At 66.2% G+C, this 15703-nt stretch carries 19 protein-coding genes; 14 read left to right on the top strand and 5 right to left on the bottom strand.

Annotation, left to right across the window (positions count from 1 at the left end):
* Positions 1–35: 35 nt before the first annotated feature.
* From ACLMAJ_RS05030 to ACLMAJ_RS05000, 7 genes are all read left to right on the top strand, one after another.
* Complete coding sequence (locus ACLMAJ_RS05030) at positions 36–419, top strand: nuclear transport factor 2 family protein (protein ID WP_412012288.1); 384 nt, start codon at positions 36–38, stop codon at positions 417–419.
* On the top strand, positions 416–790 hold the full coding sequence (locus tag ACLMAJ_RS05025; protein WP_412012287.1) for a hypothetical protein: 375 nt from the start codon (positions 416–418) through the stop codon (positions 788–790). The genes ACLMAJ_RS05030 and ACLMAJ_RS05025 overlap by 4 nt, the downstream gene beginning before the upstream one ends.
* Positions 791–1214: 424 nt before the next feature.
* Positions 1215–1613, top strand: a complete 399-nt coding sequence (locus ACLMAJ_RS05020; RefSeq protein ID WP_412012510.1) for a PaaI family thioesterase — start codon at positions 1215–1217, stop codon at positions 1611–1613.
* 76 nt (positions 1614–1689) lie between these two features.
* Entirely contained in the window at positions 1690–1992 is a 303-nt protein-coding gene (locus tag ACLMAJ_RS05015; protein ID WP_328400170.1) for an urease subunit gamma, read from the top strand.
* 7 nt (positions 1993–1999) lie between these two features.
* Complete coding sequence (locus ACLMAJ_RS05010; protein WP_412012286.1) at positions 2000–2311, top strand: urease subunit beta; 312 nt, start codon at positions 2000–2002, stop codon at positions 2309–2311.
* A gap of 98 nt (positions 2312–2409) precedes the next feature.
* Positions 2410–4131, top strand: coding sequence for an urease subunit alpha (locus ACLMAJ_RS05005; protein WP_412012285.1), 1722 nt, complete (start codon positions 2410–2412; stop codon positions 4129–4131).
* Positions 4132–4265: 134 nt separating this feature from the next.
* Positions 4266–4838, top strand: coding sequence for a YbaB/EbfC family nucleoid-associated protein (locus tag ACLMAJ_RS05000; RefSeq protein WP_412012284.1), 573 nt, complete (start codon positions 4266–4268; stop codon positions 4836–4838).
* 80 nt (positions 4839–4918) lie between these two features.
* Here the strand turns inward: ACLMAJ_RS05000 and ACLMAJ_RS04995 are convergent, their stop codons facing one another.
* Entirely contained in the window at positions 4919–5767 is an 849-nt protein-coding gene (locus tag ACLMAJ_RS04995) for an SGNH/GDSL hydrolase family protein (protein WP_412012283.1), read from the bottom strand.
* Positions 5768–5943: 176 nt separating this feature from the next.
* On the opposite strand from ACLMAJ_RS04995, the gene ACLMAJ_RS04990 reads away from it, so the two are divergent.
* Complete coding sequence (locus ACLMAJ_RS04990; protein ID WP_412012282.1) at positions 5944–6624, top strand: O-methyltransferase; 681 nt, start codon at positions 5944–5946, stop codon at positions 6622–6624.
* Positions 6625–6682: 58 nt separating this feature from the next.
* Here ACLMAJ_RS04990 and ACLMAJ_RS04985 read toward each other — a convergent pair whose 3' ends face one another.
* Together ACLMAJ_RS04985 and ACLMAJ_RS04980 are read right to left on the bottom strand one after the other, a co-directional pair.
* Positions 6683–7675, bottom strand: coding sequence for a zinc-binding dehydrogenase (locus ACLMAJ_RS04985; RefSeq protein WP_412012281.1), 993 nt, complete (start codon positions 7673–7675; stop codon positions 6683–6685).
* Positions 7676–7798: 123 nt separating this feature from the next.
* On the bottom strand, positions 7799–8464 hold the full coding sequence (locus ACLMAJ_RS04980) for a TetR/AcrR family transcriptional regulator (protein WP_412012280.1): 666 nt from the start codon (positions 8462–8464) through the stop codon (positions 7799–7801).
* Positions 8465–8566: 102 nt separating this feature from the next.
* Here ACLMAJ_RS04980 and ACLMAJ_RS04975 point away from each other — a divergent pair, with 102 nt between their 5' ends.
* The 3 genes from ACLMAJ_RS04975 (at position 8567) to ACLMAJ_RS04965 (ending at position 11946) form a co-directional block, all read left to right on the top strand.
* The gene (locus tag ACLMAJ_RS04975; protein ID WP_412012279.1) at positions 8567–10045 is read left to right on the top strand and encodes an MFS transporter; all 1479 of its coding nucleotides are present in this window, start codon (positions 8567–8569) and stop codon (positions 10043–10045) included.
* 95 nt (positions 10046–10140) lie between these two features.
* The gene (locus ACLMAJ_RS04970) at positions 10141–11010 is read left to right on the top strand and encodes an SDR family NAD(P)-dependent oxidoreductase (RefSeq protein WP_412012278.1); all 870 of its coding nucleotides are present in this window, start codon (positions 10141–10143) and stop codon (positions 11008–11010) included.
* A 129-nt stretch (positions 11011–11139) separates the two neighbouring features.
* On the top strand, positions 11140–11946 hold the full coding sequence (locus tag ACLMAJ_RS04965) for an alpha/beta fold hydrolase (protein WP_412012277.1): 807 nt from the start codon (positions 11140–11142) through the stop codon (positions 11944–11946).
* 26 nt (positions 11947–11972) lie between these two features.
* On the opposite strand, the gene ACLMAJ_RS04960 is transcribed toward ACLMAJ_RS04965, so the two are convergent.
* Positions 11973–12380 carry an SHOCT domain-containing protein gene (locus ACLMAJ_RS04960; RefSeq protein WP_412012276.1) on the bottom strand — a complete coding sequence of 136 codons (408 nt, stop codon included), beginning with the start codon at positions 12378–12380 and terminating at the stop codon, positions 11973–11975.
* Between the two features lie 120 nt (positions 12381–12500).
* Between ACLMAJ_RS04960 and ACLMAJ_RS04955 the strand changes: the two genes are divergently transcribed.
* Genes ACLMAJ_RS04955 through ACLMAJ_RS04945 form a run of 3 tightly spaced genes read left to right on the top strand, consistent with a single transcriptional unit; the run spans position 12501 to position 14548 of the window.
* Entirely contained in the window at positions 12501–13157 is a 657-nt protein-coding gene (locus ACLMAJ_RS04955; protein WP_412012275.1) for an urease accessory protein UreF, read from the top strand.
* 37 nt (positions 13158–13194) lie between these two features.
* The gene (ureG, locus tag ACLMAJ_RS04950) at positions 13195–13908 is read left to right on the top strand and encodes an urease accessory protein UreG (protein ID WP_412012274.1); all 714 of its coding nucleotides are present in this window, start codon (positions 13195–13197) and stop codon (positions 13906–13908) included.
* A complete protein-coding gene (locus ACLMAJ_RS04945) occupies positions 13898–14548 on the top strand; it encodes an urease accessory protein UreD (RefSeq protein WP_412012273.1) in 651 nt (216 codons plus the stop codon). Before ureG ends, ACLMAJ_RS04945 begins: the two co-directional genes overlap by 11 nt.
* 226 nt (positions 14549–14774) lie before the next feature.
* On the opposite strand, the gene ACLMAJ_RS04940 is transcribed toward ACLMAJ_RS04945, so the two are convergent.
* A complete protein-coding gene (locus ACLMAJ_RS04940; RefSeq protein ID WP_412012272.1) occupies positions 14775–15548 on the bottom strand; it encodes a hypothetical protein in 774 nt (257 codons plus the stop codon).
* Positions 15549–15703: the final 155 nt, after the last annotated feature.

Raw genomic sequence — 15703 nt, 5'->3', positions numbered from 1 at the left:
GGACAAGAAGGGTGATACTGAACTAAGTTCATTTCATGAATTTGGCCATCGAGGGCTATTACGCGACCTTGGACAGCGGGCGACTGGACGACGCGGTGGCGTTACTCGCCGAAGACGTCCAGTTCGCGATGATCCTGCCCACCGGAGTGAACCTCGGACACGGCCGCGCGGCCATGCTCGAATACCTGCGGGGCCGGCCGAAGGTGAACCGCAAGCATCGGCTGTTGCGCGCGGCCGCCGCCGACGGCGTGGAGTTCGCGCACGGCGCCGTCATCGAGAACGACGTGACGACAACCGGTTACTTCGTCGGCGCGATGCATATCGATGCCGACGGGCTGATCGACCGCTACCAAGTGTCGTTCAGCGCCGAATTCGCGCTGATACCAATAGATTTCCGCGTCGAGGGAGCAGTAGGATGACGAGTGCGGTACCCCCCGTGCTGGCCAGGTGGTTCGAATGCATGGATTCCGACGACCCCGACCGCGTACTGGACATGATCTCCGACGACTTCGTGATGTCGGTGCAGTTCTCCAAAGGTGCGGGGCTGTCCGCCGAATTCGTGGGAGACCGCGAGGGTTTGGTCGGATACCTGTCGCAGCGCGAGAAGAGCGTGCTGGTTCATCACATCGACACCGGTGCGGTAGTGGATGATTTCGAGTTGGTGCTCGGCCGGACAACGCGCGGCGGCGCGTTCGAGGCCTCCTTCAATGCCACCGCGAAGCTCGATGCGGAAGGCAAGGTGCGGCGCCTGCTCATCGCTCGAACGCCGGAAGTGTCCTTCGCGACTTGAACGGTTTCGGACGGCTCCGGGGCCGAAGAGAGGGCGGCGGGTTTCAGGTGGTCAATCATCTGAAACCCGCCGCCGGCAAAGGATCGGGGCCGCCGCAGCCCTCGGGGCTCACTCGATCCGAACGCCGAGGTCAGTATAGGTCAGGCTTACCTAACTTGGCAACCCTGTTGGTATGGATGACCGGCGCTTGATGGCTGAGGCTCTTGTGGCGGAGGATGATCACCGGGACATCCGCCGCACTGGGCAGGTGTCGAACGCCGTTCCCGAGCGCAATCGGCCGCCGTACGGGCGTTCGACTGCCCGCGCTGGAAGTGGCGTCGTACGCCCCGGCCGGGACGGCGCGTTTGTGTGGTGTAAAGGTGAACCCATGACGCAGCAAGATGTGACCGAGATGCAATCGTTGGCCGATGTCACGCCCGAGCTCATGACCGAGCTCAGCAAGAACACTTTCACCGACCTGATCGGCCTCGAGTTCACCGAGGTCGGCCCGGACGTGGTGCGTGGCGAACTGACCGCGGGACCCAAGCTGCTCCAGCTGGCGGGAATCATCAACGGTGGCGTGTACTGCACCATCGTCGAAACTCTCGCGAGCGTCGGCGGCGGTGTCTGGTTTGCCACGCAGGGCAACAAGGGGACCGTTGTCGGGGTGAACAACAACACCGACTTCCTGCGCGCGGTCCGCGAGGGCAAGGTCTTCGGCGAGGCGACACCGCTGCACCGCGGCCGGTTGCAGCAGCTGTGGCAGGTGGTGCTCACCGACGATTCGGGTCGCACGGTGGCACGTGGACAGGTCCGGCTGCAGAATCTGCCCGCGCGGGACTGACGGGGCGCTGGACGGGCACGGCGGTAAAGGCCGTGCCAGAATGGCCGTCACCTACCCGACCAGCTGAGGAGCACCCATGCGTCTCTCGCCGCATGAGCAGGAACGGCTGCTGTTGAGCTACGCGGCCGAGCTGGCCCGGCGTCGGCAGGCGCGCGGGCTGAAGCTCAACCATCCCGAGGCGATCGCGTTGATCACCGACCATGTGCTCGAGGGCGCGCGGGACGGGCGTTCGGTCGCGGAGCTGATGTCCTCGGGACGGACGGTTCTCGCGCGCGCCGACGTCATGGAAGGTGTGCCGGAGATGATCCACGATGTGCAGGTCGAGGCCACCTTCCCGGACGGCACCAAGCTCGTCACCGTCCACCACCCGATCGGCTGAACACGCCATGATTCCCGGTGAATACCTCTGCGTCGAGGGCACTATCGAGCTGAACGCGGGCGCGGATCGGATCGAGCTCGATGTCGTCAACACCGGCGACCGCCCGGTCCAGATCGGCAGCCATGTGCATTTCCCCCAGGCCAATGCCGCGCTGCGTTTCGACAGGACCGCCGCGCACGGACGTCGGCTGGATATACCGGCCGGAACCGCCGTCCGCTTCGAACCCGGTCTCGGACAGCGTGTCTGGTTGGTGCCGCTGGGCGGGGCGCGCGAGGTCTACGGCATCAGCCTGACTCCGCCGGGCCGCCTCGATGACTAGCCCGACACCGCACAAGGTTCGCCACCGCGGGCATTCGCAGACGATTGGGCGCGCGGGCAATGCTGTGCGCGACACCGCATTCCGGGAGGTAGAACGCGATGAGTGAACTGAGCCGGGCGCGGTATGCCGAGCTGTTCGGACCGACCACCGGCGACCGAATTCGCCTCGCGGACACCGATCTGCTGATCGAGATCACCGACGACCGCAGCGGCGGCCCGGGACGGGCAGGCGACGAGGCGGTATTCGGCGGTGGCAAGGTACTGCGTGAATCCATGGGGCAGGCCCGTGCGACGCGCGCCGAGGGCGCGCCGGACACCGTCGTCACCGGCGCGGTCATCATCGACCACTGGGGAATCATCAAGGCCGACATCGGTATTCGCGACGGTCGGATCTGCGCCATCGGCAAGGCGGGCAACCCGGATACCATGTCCGGGGTGCATCCCGACCTGGTGGTCGGCCCGTCGACCGAGATCATCGCGGGCAACGGCAAGATCGTCACCGCGGGCGCTATCGACTGCCACGTCCACTTCATCTGCCCGCAGCTCATGGACGAGGCGCTCGGCGGCGGCATCACCACCCTGATCGGCGGCGGCACCGGCCCTGCCGAAGGCAGCAAGGCGACCACCGTGACGCCGGGCTCCTGGCATCTGGCGCGCATGCTGGAGGCCACCGACGGCTGGCCGATGAACATCGTGCTGCTCGGTAAGGGCAATACCGTCAGCGCCGAGTCGATGTGGGAGCAATTGCGCGGCGGCGCATCGGGTTTCAAGCTGCACGAGGACTGGGGCTCCACCCCCGCAGCGATCGATGCCTGCCTCACTGTCGCCGAGGCGGCGGGTGTACAGGTCGCCTTGCACTCGGACACGTTGAACGAGGCGGGCTTCGTCGAGGACACCGTCGCCGCCATCGCGGGCCGCGGCATTCACGCCTATCACACCGAGGGTGCGGGCGGTGGCCATGCGCCCGACATCATCACTGTCGCTTCGCATCTCAACGTGCTGCCGAGCTCGACCAATCCGACCCGTCCGCACACGATCAACACTCTGGACGAGCATCTGGACATGCTGATGGTGTGCCACCACCTCAGCGCGTCCATTCCGGAGGATCTCGCGTTCGCGGAGAGCCGGATTCGCCCGTCCACCATCGCCGCGGAGGACCTCCTGCACGACCTCGGCGCGATCTCCATGATCGGCAGCGACTCGCAAGCCATGGGCCGCATCGGCGAAGTGGTCATGCGCACCTGGCAGACCGCACATGTGATGAAGCGCCGCCGTGGCGCACTGCCGGGCGACGGCGCGGCCGACAATGCCCGCGTCCAGCGCTACATCGCGAAGTACACCATCTGTCCCGCGATCGCCCACGGCCTCGAGCACGAGATCGGCTCCGTGGAGGTCGGCAAGCTCGCCGACCTCGTGCTGTGGGACCCGGCCTTCTTCGGCGTCCGCCCGCACGCGGTACTCAAGGGCGGCATGATCGCCTGGGCGGCGATGGGCGACGCCAATGCCTCCATTCCCACGCCGCAACCAGTTCTGCCGCGCCCGATGTTCGGAGCCGCGCCCGCCGTCGCGGCGGCGACCTCCGTGCACTTCGTCTCCGAACAGGCCATCGAGGACGGGCTCGCAGACCGCCTGGACGTGCGCCGAAAGCTGGTGCCCGTCAAGAACGTTCGCAAGCGCACCAAGACCGACATGCCGCATAACGACGCGATGCCACGCATCGAGGTCGATCCGGACACCTTCACCGTCCGGATCGATGGCGAGGTATGGACCGAACAGCCCGCCACCGAACTGCCGATGGCCCAGCGCTACTTCCTGTTCTGAGCCGGGCGGGGTAACCGGTCGGTTGCGCAGCTCCCGCGCCCGTCGGTAAGGTCTCCTCGGACCAGATCGGGGGCGGCATTCCGGGTTCGTTCCCGTCCAGCGGCGCTGTCGGCGCATGGTGAAGGGGGACGACATTGGCGAGCAGTGATCTCAACGGAGCGGCCGGCGAACTGGCCCGCTGGGCCCAGAATCTAGAACGCAAATCCCAGCAATATCAGGACCTGCAGGGCAGGATCGCCGCGGTCAGCGTGACGGAAACCTCCACGGACAAGCGCATCAGCGTCACCGTGGACTCCAATGGTGTCACCACCGGCATCTACCTCGCCGCGAATGCGCGGGGCATGGACCCCGCCACCCTCGCCACGGAACTCATGGCCTGCACCCGCCGCGCCCAGGCGAAACTGCGCGCCCAGGTCACCGACCTCGTCCAGAACACTGTCGGCGATGACGGCCCAGGTCAGACCATCATCGGCCAGTACGCCCAGCAGTTTCCCGACCCCGACTCCGCCGACGCTCCACCCTTGTACAGCCCACCGCCCGCGCCGCCATCGCCCACCTATGACGCTGCCCCGCCATCACCGTCGTTCGGGTCAGTGCCCGGCCGACCGCCCGCAGGCACGCGCAAGCCCAACCGCGACGACATCGTCGTCCCCGACGAGCCGAGCGAAGAGGATCTGTACTACCAGCGCAAATCCTGGCTGGAGTGAGACTGGTCCGGCTGAAATCGCAGACCCGACAACGACTTCGACCGGATGAAGGTAGGGCTCCGCAGGCGGTACGGCCGGGGTTACCGCGACGAGCGGATGGCAGCGACGATGATGTCGGCGACGCCGCGCATGCCCTGGACCGTGGGGTGGTAGGGGATAAGGGTTTCGGTGGCCAGGACGGGGTCGAACCAGCGGATGCCGGGAGGGGCGCACATGTCGTGGCCGATGGATTGGGACTTGGTGTCGATGTAGGTGGCGGATCGGACGGTGGCCGCGCGGGAGACGACGGTGTTGAGGCGGTCGAATTCGGCTTGGACGTAGGAGGCGTCGGTGGGGCGCAGGCCGGGGAGTTCGGGGCAGCCGCCATCGCGGACGTAGAGCGGCCAGCCATCTATGAAGATCGCGGCTTTCGGGGCGAGGGTCGAGATCTGTTGCAGGGCAACGGTATAGGAGGCGGCGATGGCGTCGATGTCCGCGTCCCACCGGGGATCGACGCAGGCGCCGCCGGAGATGCCGGCCAGATGGCAGGCGACGACGTGCTCGGTCATCTTGGCGTCGTTGGCGCCGATGTGGACGGTCACCAGTGTGGTTTCTGGGCCGAGGGCCTCGAATTGTGGTGTGATGCCGGGGCCCTGGGAGCTGGTGAGGTCGGTGATCTTGGCCGAGCTGCAGGTCCGGTCGTCGAGCCGGAGTCCGAGGTCCTCGGCGACGAGTTTCGGGGTATTGGTGGTGGAGCGGGCGCACCGCAGTGGGGCGCTGGTGTCGAAATTCTGTACGCCGGTCGTCGCCGCACCGGAGTCGCCGAGCGCCACGTACTCCGCGCCACCATCGGCGCGTGCAGCGGCGGCAGGGGCGAGTAATCCCGAGGTGAGCGCGAGCAGTCCGGTGGTGATTGCCGCGCCGCGCCAACGGTTCCGGCGGGTTGTCATGGTCGTCTCCCGTTCTGTCGATCCCGGCCACGGGGCAAGAAAGTGAGACGCGCTGGTCGCGGTTGTGACGCAGATTACTCGCAGCGCGACGGCTCTCGCAAGACGCTGCGCCGGGAAAGCCGCAGGCCGGGACCATCGAACCGGTGCTGCCCGGGTAGCGATGGCAGACTGCGATGATGACGACATTCGACTGGGCCGATGTTGACAGCTACCTCACGGACAAACTGGTGGGCGAGATGGACCCGACGGCGTCGGCGTTGGCGGCCAACGCGGCGGCGAATCTGCCCGCGATCGATGTGTCACCCTCGCAAGGAAAATTTCTGCACTTGATCGCGCGATCGATCGGGGCGCGGCGGGTACTCGAGATCGGCACGCTCGGTGGATACAGCACGATTTGGTTGGCGCGTGCGGTGGGGGAGAAGGGGGCGGTGGTCACCCTCGAATTCGAACCACGGCACGCCGAGGTGGCGCGTGGAAACCTGAATCGGGCTGGAGTCGGCGAGCGGGTCGACATCCGTGTCGGTGCGGCACTCGACAGCCTGCCGGTGCTGGAAGCCGAGGGCACGGAGCCGTTCGATCTGGTGTTCATCGACGCCGACAAGGTCAACAATTCGAACTACGTGCAGTGGGCGCTGCGCCTGACCCGCCCCGACTCGGTGATCATCGTCGACAACGTTGTTCGCGACGGTGCGGTGGCCGACGCGGCATCCACCGACCAGGCAGTGCAGGCCAGCCGCGCTCTTATCGACCTACTGTCGAGCAACCCGCAGCTGGACTCGACAGTCCTGCAAACTGTGGGCTCGAAGGGCTGGGACGGATTCGTCTACGCCGTTGTGAACGCCCAACCGGCTGACTGACCCGCTGAACTCCCGGTTGGGCGGAGCAGGTCCGGGCTGCGCCCAACCGGTCCGAGGGTCAGGGGATCAGGACTACTTTGCCGACAGTGGCGCGAGTTTCGAGCGCGCGGTGGGCGTCCGCCGCATCGGCGAGGGCGAAACGATGGACGGCCGGGCGCAAGCGGCCCGCGGCAGCCTCGGCGAGTGCGCGATCCTCGAGGATTCGTATGTTGCCGCCGACCCGTTGCAGCATCGGCGGTCCGATGACCACCTGTGAGGTGATGCCGCGCTCGGTCAGCTCCTCCTCGGTGAAGGTTTGCGGCTTGTCGCCTGCCTTCCTACTGGACCAGCCGTAGACGAGGTGTTGACCGCCCTTGTCGAGCAGATCGATGGCCGCGCGGGTGATTTCGCCGCCCACCGAGTCGAACAGGACAGTGGCCCGGCGGTCGCCGAGTTGCGTGCGGACCTGGTCGGCAAAGTCCGGCTGGGTATAATCGACGGCGATATCCGCGCCATTGCGTTGCACCAGTTCGACTTTCGTGGTTCCGCCCGCGAGTCCCACCACGGTGGCTCCGGCGTTCTTCGCGTATTGGACCAGTAGTGTCCCGATGCCGCCCGCTGCGGCCGTCACCACCGCGACGCTGTCCGGGCCGAGTTCGGTGAATTGCAGAATGCCCATAGTGGTGCGGCCGGTGCCGATGACGGCGACCGCCTCGGCCGGGTCGATATTCTCCGGAATCTCTTGCAACCGAGTGGTTTCCGTCACGGCAAGCTCGGCGTATCCGCCGGGCATGTTTCCGAGATGCGCCACGACCTTTTTGCCGAGCCATGCGGCATCGACCTCGGGGCCGATCTGGTCGATGGTGCCTGCGACCTCACGCCCGGCAATGGTGGGTAGCTCCGGCGGGGGGACCGGACCGGGCGCGCCGCTCCTGATCGCGGTGTCGATGAGGTGTACCCCGGCCGCCGCCACCGCAATGCGCACTTGGCCGGGCCCGGGTTCCGGGTCCGGGACGATCTCGTAGCGCAGGTTGTCGGCCGGGCCGAAGGCGTGAAGTCGAATGGCGTGCACGGAGACTCCTGTTCGTGGGGCGGTCGCCGACCACTCTTCAATATCAACCATGGTTCAGGTCAAATGGGTGTCAGGGTGTGCGGCCGTCAGGTGGTCGCGACCTCCTGTCGAGCCATCGAGGGGCTACCGCTTCGCGCGGGCCTCGAACCCGTCGCACAGTGCGGACAACCCGAGGTAGAGCAGGTCTTCCGAGGTCAGATCGGTGACTCCGGTGCCGTCGAGTTCGGCGAGTGCGGGCGGAACCGGCTGCTGTGATTTTCCTTGCAGTAAATCGCGCAGGCCGTTGTCCCCCTCGGGGTCGACCCCGTCCGGTGCGAACAAGGCGCCGCTGATCTGCGGCAGGGTCGCGCCGGAGATGTGGTTCCACACCGTGAACGCCATGGCCGTCGCTTCTCTGGCCGAGACATTCAGCTCGCGCAGCCCCTCGACCAGCCAGGCCAGACAGGCAAGGCTCTGCGGGCCGAAGCTGTAGCGGGGCGTGGCGAATGTGAGCAGCACCCACGGATGTTGTTGGTAGAGCGCCCAATCGATCTCGGCGGCGATGCGGACCCGGTCGCGCCACGTCCAGTCCTGCCCTTCCGCTGACGGGTACGGGTTGCGGCGTGAGATCTCCTCGGTCATCGCGGCGAGCAGTTCGTCCTTACTGGCGACGTGCCGATACAGCGACATCGCTCCGACGCCCAGTCGTTCGGCGATATGCCGCATGGACAGTGCGTCCAGTCCGCCTGCGTCGGCCAGGGTGATGGCGGTGTCGACAATGGCGGGTTTGGTGAGCTTCGGCTCAGTCATCCTACGACTCGCTTCCAGTTCCGGGCCGGGTTGCGTACGCTGTACCCGGGTCCATGGTACGGCGTACGCGACGCGAGAATTCGAAGGACAGAGGGTATCGGAATGACAGAGGTGGAGGCTGTGCAGCCTGCGGAGGCGCCGTCACAGGCCGGTTCGCGCCGGGCCTGGCTTGGTCTCGCGGTGCTGGTGCTGCCGGTGCTGCTGGTGTCGATGGACATTTCGGTGCTCTTCCTCGCCATGCCGACCCTCACGCTCGATCTCGACCCGTCGGCGACCCAGCAGCTGTGGATTCTCGACATCTACGGCTTCCTGATCGCGGGCTTCCTGATCACCATGGGCAATCTGGGTGACCGGATCGGTCGGCGCAATATCTTGCTCGTCGGGGCCGCCGTCTTCGGTGTGGCGTCGATCATCGCGGCGTTCGCGCCGAGCGCTGGCGTGCTGATTGCCGCGCGCGCACTGATGGGCGTCGGCGGCGCGACGCTGCTGCCGTCGAGCCTCGCCCTGATTTCCAGTCTCTTCCCGAACGTCCGCGAACGTGCCGCCGCCATCGGAGTGTGGACCGCTTTCTTCGCGGGCGGCTCGGCGGTCGGCCCGATTCTCGGCGGGCTACTGCTGCACCATTTCTGGTGGGGCTCGGTCTTTCTCATCAACATTCCGGTGCTGTTGATCCTGCTCGCCTTCGGCCCGTTCGTGCTGCCGGAGCACCGCTCCAGCGTGCTCGGTCCGCTCGACATACCGAGTGTGGTGCTGTCGATCGGCGGCATCCTGCCATTGGTGTACGCGGTCAAACACCTCGCGGCCGAAGGCTTTGATGTGGAGGCGCTCGTCATCGGGGCGGTGGGTGTGGCGTTGCTGACGATCTTCGTGCGGCGGCAACGGCAGCTCGCCGAGCCGCTGCTCGATCTGCGGCTGTTCCGTCGGGTCCAGTTCTCGGTCGCCATCGGCTCCAGTCTGACCGGGATGATGTCGCTGGCGGCGATGAGCTACCTCACCAGCGTCTACCTGCAATCGGTCACCGGGCGAGACCCCTTGGCCGCGGCCATGTTCGGTATTCCGATGGCGGTCGCGGTGTTCGTGTTCTCGATGGGTGGCGCCAGGGTCGCGCGGCGCTTCGGCGTCCGCAGTTCCTTCGTGTTCGCGCTGCTTGCCTCTGCGGTCGGCAATCTGCTGCTGCTCGGGGTCGGCGTCGACGGCGGCCTCGCGTGGTACCTCGTCGGCTCCACGATCGCGGGCATCGGCTACGGCCTCGCCTTCACCATGGTTTCGGAGGTCGCGGTCTCCTCGGTACCGCCGGAGCGGGCAGGCTCGGCCGTCGGGATCTCCGAAACCAGCTTCGAACTGGGCAATGCGCTCGGGCTCGCGCTGCTGGGTTCGGTGGCGGCGCTGGTCTTCCGGTCGGGGGGCGACTACTCCGAAACCCTCGGTGAGACCATTCAGCGTTCCGGCGGAAATACCGCCTTGATCGACTCGGCTCGCGAGTCGTTCGTCTCGGGCATGCACGTGGCGACATCTGTCGGGGCGGTGGTCCTGGTCGTGATGGCGGCCGTGGCGTATTTCGCTCCGAGGCAGAGTCACTGACCTGCCCGTGCGGCGCGCGATCGCGACACCGATCGAGCAGGTCTCCGACTGGATCACCGATGCGCGAGGACCGGTCGGCCCATACAGTCGAAGGTGTGAATGAGACACCGGCCAATGGCAGTGGGCGGCCGATCATCGAGCGGATCGCGAGCCGGCTGCTCTATCCCACCTCGCGGCCGCGGGAGAAGTCCTTGCGTTCGGAGGTCTCCGGTCGGATAGTGCTGGTGACCGGCGCGTCGCACGGTATCGGGAAGGCCAGTGCCCGCAAGCTGGCGGCCGCGGGCGGGATCGTGGTGCTGGTGGCTCGTTCGCGCGAGGACCTCGAGCAGGTTGCCGCTGGGATCGCCGCCGAGGGTGGTATCGCACATGTGTACCCGACGGACATGACCGATATGGACGCCGTCGAGCGGCTGGGTCGCGGACTATTGGACGAGCACGGCCACGTCGACATTCTGGTGAACAACGCGGGCAAGTCGATTCGCCGCTCGATCGACGAATCCTACGACCGCTTCCACGATTTCACCCGCACCATCGACGTGAACTACCTCGGCCCGGTGAAGCTGCTGCTCACGTTGTTGCCGAGCATGCGCGAACGCCGACAGGGGCACATCGTCAATATCTCCACCTGGGGCGTGATGATGCCGCCCGCACCACGCTGGGCCGCCTACGGCGCCTCGAAAACCGCTTTCGATGTCTGGCTACGCAGCGTCGCCGCCGAAATCTCCGCCGACAAGGTCACCACCACCTCGATCTATATGCCACTCGTCCACACCAGAATGAGCGCGCCCACCGACTTCAGCCGCGTCCCCGGCCTCACCGTCGACGAAGCTTCCGACCTCGTCTGCCACGCCATTGCCGCCAAGCCCCGCGAAATCGCACCGTGGTGGTCGCCCGGAGTTCAGGCGTGGTCGGACCTCACGCGCGGTCGAGCACAGCGTTTCATGGAGCGCAGCTTCCGCCGTTGACCGCGGACACACGCCGACATCGAGCCTCGACTGCGGCAACCTTGTGCGGCTGATGACATATCGTGCAGCGACTACCCGGCTCCACAACACTATTCGTCACATACCGCGCTCCTCCACGGAAGAAGGCCCATGCCCATCGCCACCCTCAACGGGATCCGAATCAACTACGACGTCACCGGAACAGGTCCGCTCGTCGTGCTGGTCATGGGAACCGGCAGTCCGGGTCGGGTGTGGCGAACATATCAGGTACCTGCCCTGGTCAAGGCCGGATTCCGGGTGGCAACCATGGACAACCGAGGAATCGCACCTTCGGATGAATGCGCCGGGGGCTTCAGTGTCGAGGATCTGGCCGCCGACACCGCCGCGCTGATCGAGCACCTCGGAGGTGGCCGTGTTCACGTGGTCGGTCATTCGATGGGCGCAAGAGTCGTGCAGGAATTGGCGCTGGCCCGCCCCGAACTGGTCGGCAAGGCCATAATGCTCGGTGCCGCCGGGCGGCCTCATCCGATGGCGCGCACTCTCAATTCCGGCGAACAAGCCCTGCACGACCAAGGAATTCAGTTGCCCGCGCAGTACGCGGCGGCCATCAAGGCGATGCTGAACCTTTCGCCGTACACCCTGAAAGATGAAGCCAAGGCTCAGGAATGGCTGGATATCTTCGAGTTCACCACGGGTAAAACAGCACCGGGCGTTCGGGCCCAGATCGGAATGGACCGCTCCCGAAACCGTCTGCCCGACTACGGGCGAATTACCGCACCCAGTTTGGTCGTCGGATTCGCCGATGACCAGATGACGCCACCCATGTTCGGCAAAGAGGTCGCTGCCGCGATCCCCGGTGCCCGCTACGTCGAGATCGAACGGTGCGGGCACTACGGCTATCTCGAACGGCCCGAGGAAGTCAACCGTGTGATCATCGAATTCCTCACCGCCGCATAATAACTGACCGATGTCCGCGGACGAAATCAGGCCAGCGCCTTGGACTTCAAGCGTTCGAATTCCTCGGCCGAGATGGTTCCGGCATCCAGCAACTTCTTCGCTTCCGCTATCTCGGCGGCCGCGCCGGAACCGCCGTCCCGTTCGGCCCGCGCTTCCCGCCGCCCGCGAACGAAGTCGGCCTCGGCGGCTCTGCGCTCGGCCATGTCGCTACCGCGCGTTATCAGGTACACCAGTGAGGTGATCAAGGGCAGGATGAACAGGAAAATCACCCAGGCCGCCTTGGCTATGCCAGAGGTGTGTGGATCCTGGAAGAGGTCGCCGATGATAGTGAAGAGCAGAATCAAATATGCGAGAAGCGCGAAGCTCATTATGACGAGCCAGAATACGTCCCATACCGGCACGATTACTCCTCTAGTAGCCAAACAATTCGGCATACAACCAGCTATCTGGAGTAGAACACATAGATGACAACGGTGATATCTGTTTGCAGAGTTCGATGCAGTGTTGAAAGTGCCCGGGGTTGGGTGCGACACACCGGGGCATAGGATCGACGGATGCAACGATCCGCCGAGCGAGCTACGAGCCTGGCGATGCTCTTCACGCTGGCCGACTCGCGGCTGCCCATCGGTGGGCATGTGCACTCCGGTGGCGTCGAGGAGGCTGTTGCTTCCGGGCTTGTGCACGATGTCGCAACGGTGGAGTTGTATCTGCGTCGTCGGATACGTACTTCCGGTCTTGTTGCGGCCTCGTTGGCGGCGGCGGTGTGTTCCGGTGCCATCGAGCCGACGCGCGCCGAGGCGGAGGCCGATGCCAGGACACCCGCGCCTGGTGCGCGTGCGGCGTCGCGGGCGCAGGGGCGTGGGCTCTTGCGTCTCGCCAAACAGGTATGGCCACAGCATGATTGGGATGTACTCGGGCCGCGCCCGTATCTGTCCACCGTGTTCGGCATGGTCGGTGCGGCCTGTGAGGTGACGCCGGTGCAGACGGCGGGTGTTGTCATCTATACGACGCTGACCGGCGCGGCGACGGCCGCTCAACGACTGCTCGCGTTGGACCCCGCCGCCATCGCCGCGTGCACGGTTCGGCTCGCCGAGCTGTGTGATCGCACCGCCGCCGAGGCCGCGACCGGACTCGCTGCGCTCTCGGATCCGCTGCAGGACGTGCTTGCGCAACGCCACATGCAACGGGAGATACCGCTGTTCGCGAGCTGACCGAGCTGTACAGACCCAGAGAAGGAGATCGATACTCATGCCCCCGCATCTGATCGACGGTGAACCGCACGATCACACCCACGATCGGCCCAAGCGTGTACGCACACCGGGGGAGGCGCTGCGCATCGGCATCGGCGGGCCGGTCGGCTCCGGCAAAACCGCACTGGTTGCCGCGTTGTGCAGGCAACTGCGTGACGAGCTGTCGCTCGCGGTGTTGACCAACGACATCTACACCACCGAGGACGCGGACTTCCTGCGCAGGCACGCGGTGCTGCCCGACGAGCGGATCACCGCCGTGCAGACCGGCGGCTGCCCGCACACCGCCATCCGCGACGACATCACCGCGAACCTGGACGCCATCGACGATCTGATCGCCGCCAACCCGCCGCTGGATCTGATCCTGGTGGAATCCGGCGGCGACAACCTCACCGCGACCTTTTCCTCCGGCCTGATCGACGTGCAGATCTTCGTCGTCGATGTCGCAGGCGGTGACAAGGTGCCGCGCAAGGGTGGTCCCGGCGTCACCTTCTCGGACCTGTTGGTGATCAACAAGACCGACCTCGCCCCGCTGGTCGGCGCGGACCTCGGTGTGATGGAGCGCGACGCGGCGAAGGTCCGTGCGGGTCGCAGGACCGCGATGATCTCGCTGACCGAGGACCCGGCAGCGACGGCGGTGCTCGCGTGGGTTCGCGAACAGTTGCTCGCGATCGCCGAGCGTGATCGTGGCGCCGAATCGGCCGTTGCGCACTGAGTTACGCATCATCGCTGCCGTCGGCACGTTGCCGGAGATCCATGCGAGCGGCGGGCTTTCGGCGCGCCGCACCGGCCCCGACATGGTCCACATGATCGGAACCGCCGCCACTCCACTCGGCGGAGACGAGCTCGATATCGCGATCACCGTCGGCCCCGGCGCGCGATTGGTGGTGCGTTCGGTGGCGGCGACTATCGCGCTGCCAGGGGCCGCGACACCACAGTCGAGCGCCAACTGGCGCTTCGAGGTCGCGGCAGGAGGCGAGCTGGATTTCGACCCCGAACCGACGATCGTCGCTGGCGGCGCACACCATCACGCCGTCACCTCGGTTCTCTTGGCGGCCGATGCCCGGTTGCGGTTGCGGGAACGAGTACAGATCGGCCGCGTCGACGAGGCCGACGGCGGCTGGCGTGGTGACCTGATCGCAGACATCGGCGACCTGCCGCTGCTTCGGCACCGCCTGGAACTGGGCAAGGGCGGCGCTGCTGATGACCGACTCGCCGGACCCCGCGCACTCGACAGCGAGCTCGTCTATCCCGACGATCGGCCGGTTGAAACGACCGGCCTGTCCGCGAGCCGACTGCCGTTGGCGGGCGGCGGGACGTTGTTCACCCGCACCGGGCTACTCCTGGGCAGTTGATCACTCGCGGAACTGGATTCAGTGCGGTGGATTGTGTCCCGGCGCGGGCCGACCTGCTCAGGGGTGGGTGTGCGGGCAAGTGCACTGTTGAACCCGAGCGCGAATCTCCGGTAGCTGTGCGAGAAAGGTCCGGCCGGTACGGCTAGCTCGAGCTCGGTACGGACATAAGAAAAGGGTGGGAGTTCGACAGCGTTGTCGAGCTCTCACCCTTCTCGTTCGAGCTCGGTCAGTTGCTGACGACCCGCGAGGGGGCGTTGTAGGCGCTCACCGCACCGACTGCCGCACCCGCTGCCGCACCGACGACGGCTGCGGGGACCGCGATCACCGCAGCCCCGACGGTGGCACCCAGCATCGGACCGGCCACGAGGCCGATCGGCAGCAGTGGAAGGCCGGCCACCAAGCCGGCCACGCCACCTACGGCCGCCGAGGTCAGTGCGATGGGGGTCGACGCGGCTGCACCCGCCACCGCACCCATCGCAGCGGTGCCGATGGTCTGTCCGGCGATCCGGTCGGACCTGCTTCGCTCCATCCCCACCGAATCGAGGAACGTCGCCAGATCGGCCTCGGTCGTCGCGGAGGCATCGTTGATCCGGATCGCCAGTTCCTGGTCGATCCAGTCCGGCGCCGGCACCGTGACGTCACCGAAGCGGAGCTGACCGGCAGGCGGCGCGATCGGCGGCACCGGCGCCACCGCGACGGGCGGGTGGAGCACGCCGACCGGCGCGAGGTAGCGCTTTTCCGGTGCCGACCGTGACCACTGCAGCGAGCTGCGGATGTCGTCGGGGATCTCGAGCCCCTCGTACGGCGTCGCATTGGGTGCGTCGGCCGCGGGCCACTGCGCCTTCTGCTCGGGGAGGGTCACTGTGTTCGACTGTGCGGGTTCGGCATTCGCAGTGCCGGTTCCCACCAGCGCAAGGACTAGCGGTACCGCACCCGCCGCGACCATCGAGCCGACCTTCTGTCGCTGCGGGTTGGGAGCTCTGTGCTTGCCCGTGGCCATATATCACCTTTCTCGTTCCGGAAAATGCCTTGTTCGACGTTCCACATTCGGATTCGTGGACCCGCTCGGATTGGTCGATTCTCAGGAAACGCAAAGGTTTGAATGTGGCCAAATACTAGCCAGGTGACCCTGTGTCCCGAATGTGCGGGTGTGTA

Source organism: Nocardia arseniciresistens (assembly GCF_046764875.1).
Taxonomy (GTDB): Bacteria; Actinomycetota; Actinomycetes; order Mycobacteriales; family Mycobacteriaceae; genus Nocardia; species Nocardia arseniciresistens.
The sequence above is the reverse complement of the archived record's forward strand: the minus strand, read 5'-3'. Positions and strand labels throughout refer to the sequence as shown.

Coding starts and splice junctions, on each gene's coding strand:
- ACLMAJ_RS05010 (WP_412012286.1), top strand. CDS start 2,000: ATGATTCCCGGTGAATACCTCTGCGTCGAGGGCACTATCGAGCTGAAC.
- ureG (WP_412012274.1), top strand. CDS start 13,195: ATGCCCCCGCATCTGATCGACGGTGAACCGCACGATCACACCCACGAT.
- ACLMAJ_RS04965 (WP_412012277.1), top strand. CDS start 11,140: ATGCCCATCGCCACCCTCAACGGGATCCGAATCAACTACGACGTCACC.
- ACLMAJ_RS04975 (WP_412012279.1), top strand. CDS start 8,567: ATGACAGAGGTGGAGGCTGTGCAGCCTGCGGAGGCGCCGTCACAGGCC.
- ACLMAJ_RS04995 (WP_412012283.1), bottom strand. CDS start 5,767: ATGACAACCCGCCGGAACCGTTGGCGCGGCGCGGCAATCACCACCGGA.
- ACLMAJ_RS05025 (WP_412012287.1), top strand. CDS start 416: ATGACGAGTGCGGTACCCCCCGTGCTGGCCAGGTGGTTCGAATGCATG.
- ACLMAJ_RS05005 (WP_412012285.1), top strand. CDS start 2,410: ATGAGTGAACTGAGCCGGGCGCGGTATGCCGAGCTGTTCGGACCGACC.
- ACLMAJ_RS04960 (WP_412012276.1), bottom strand. CDS start 12,380: ATGCCGAATTGTTTGGCTACTAGAGGAGTAATCGTGCCGGTATGGGAC.
- ACLMAJ_RS04990 (WP_412012282.1), top strand. CDS start 5,944: ATGACGACATTCGACTGGGCCGATGTTGACAGCTACCTCACGGACAAA.
- ACLMAJ_RS04940 (WP_412012272.1), bottom strand. CDS start 15,548: ATGGCCACGGGCAAGCACAGAGCTCCCAACCCGCAGCGACAGAAGGTC.
- ACLMAJ_RS04980 (WP_412012280.1), bottom strand. CDS start 8,464: ATGACTGAGCCGAAGCTCACCAAACCCGCCATTGTCGACACCGCCATC.
- ACLMAJ_RS05020 (WP_412012510.1), top strand. CDS start 1,215: ATGACCGAGCTCAGCAAGAACACTTTCACCGACCTGATCGGCCTCGAG.
- ACLMAJ_RS04955 (WP_412012275.1), top strand. CDS start 12,501: ATGCAACGATCCGCCGAGCGAGCTACGAGCCTGGCGATGCTCTTCACG.
- ACLMAJ_RS05015 (WP_328400170.1), top strand. CDS start 1,690: ATGCGTCTCTCGCCGCATGAGCAGGAACGGCTGCTGTTGAGCTACGCG.
- ACLMAJ_RS05030 (WP_412012288.1), top strand. CDS start 36: ATGAATTTGGCCATCGAGGGCTATTACGCGACCTTGGACAGCGGGCGA.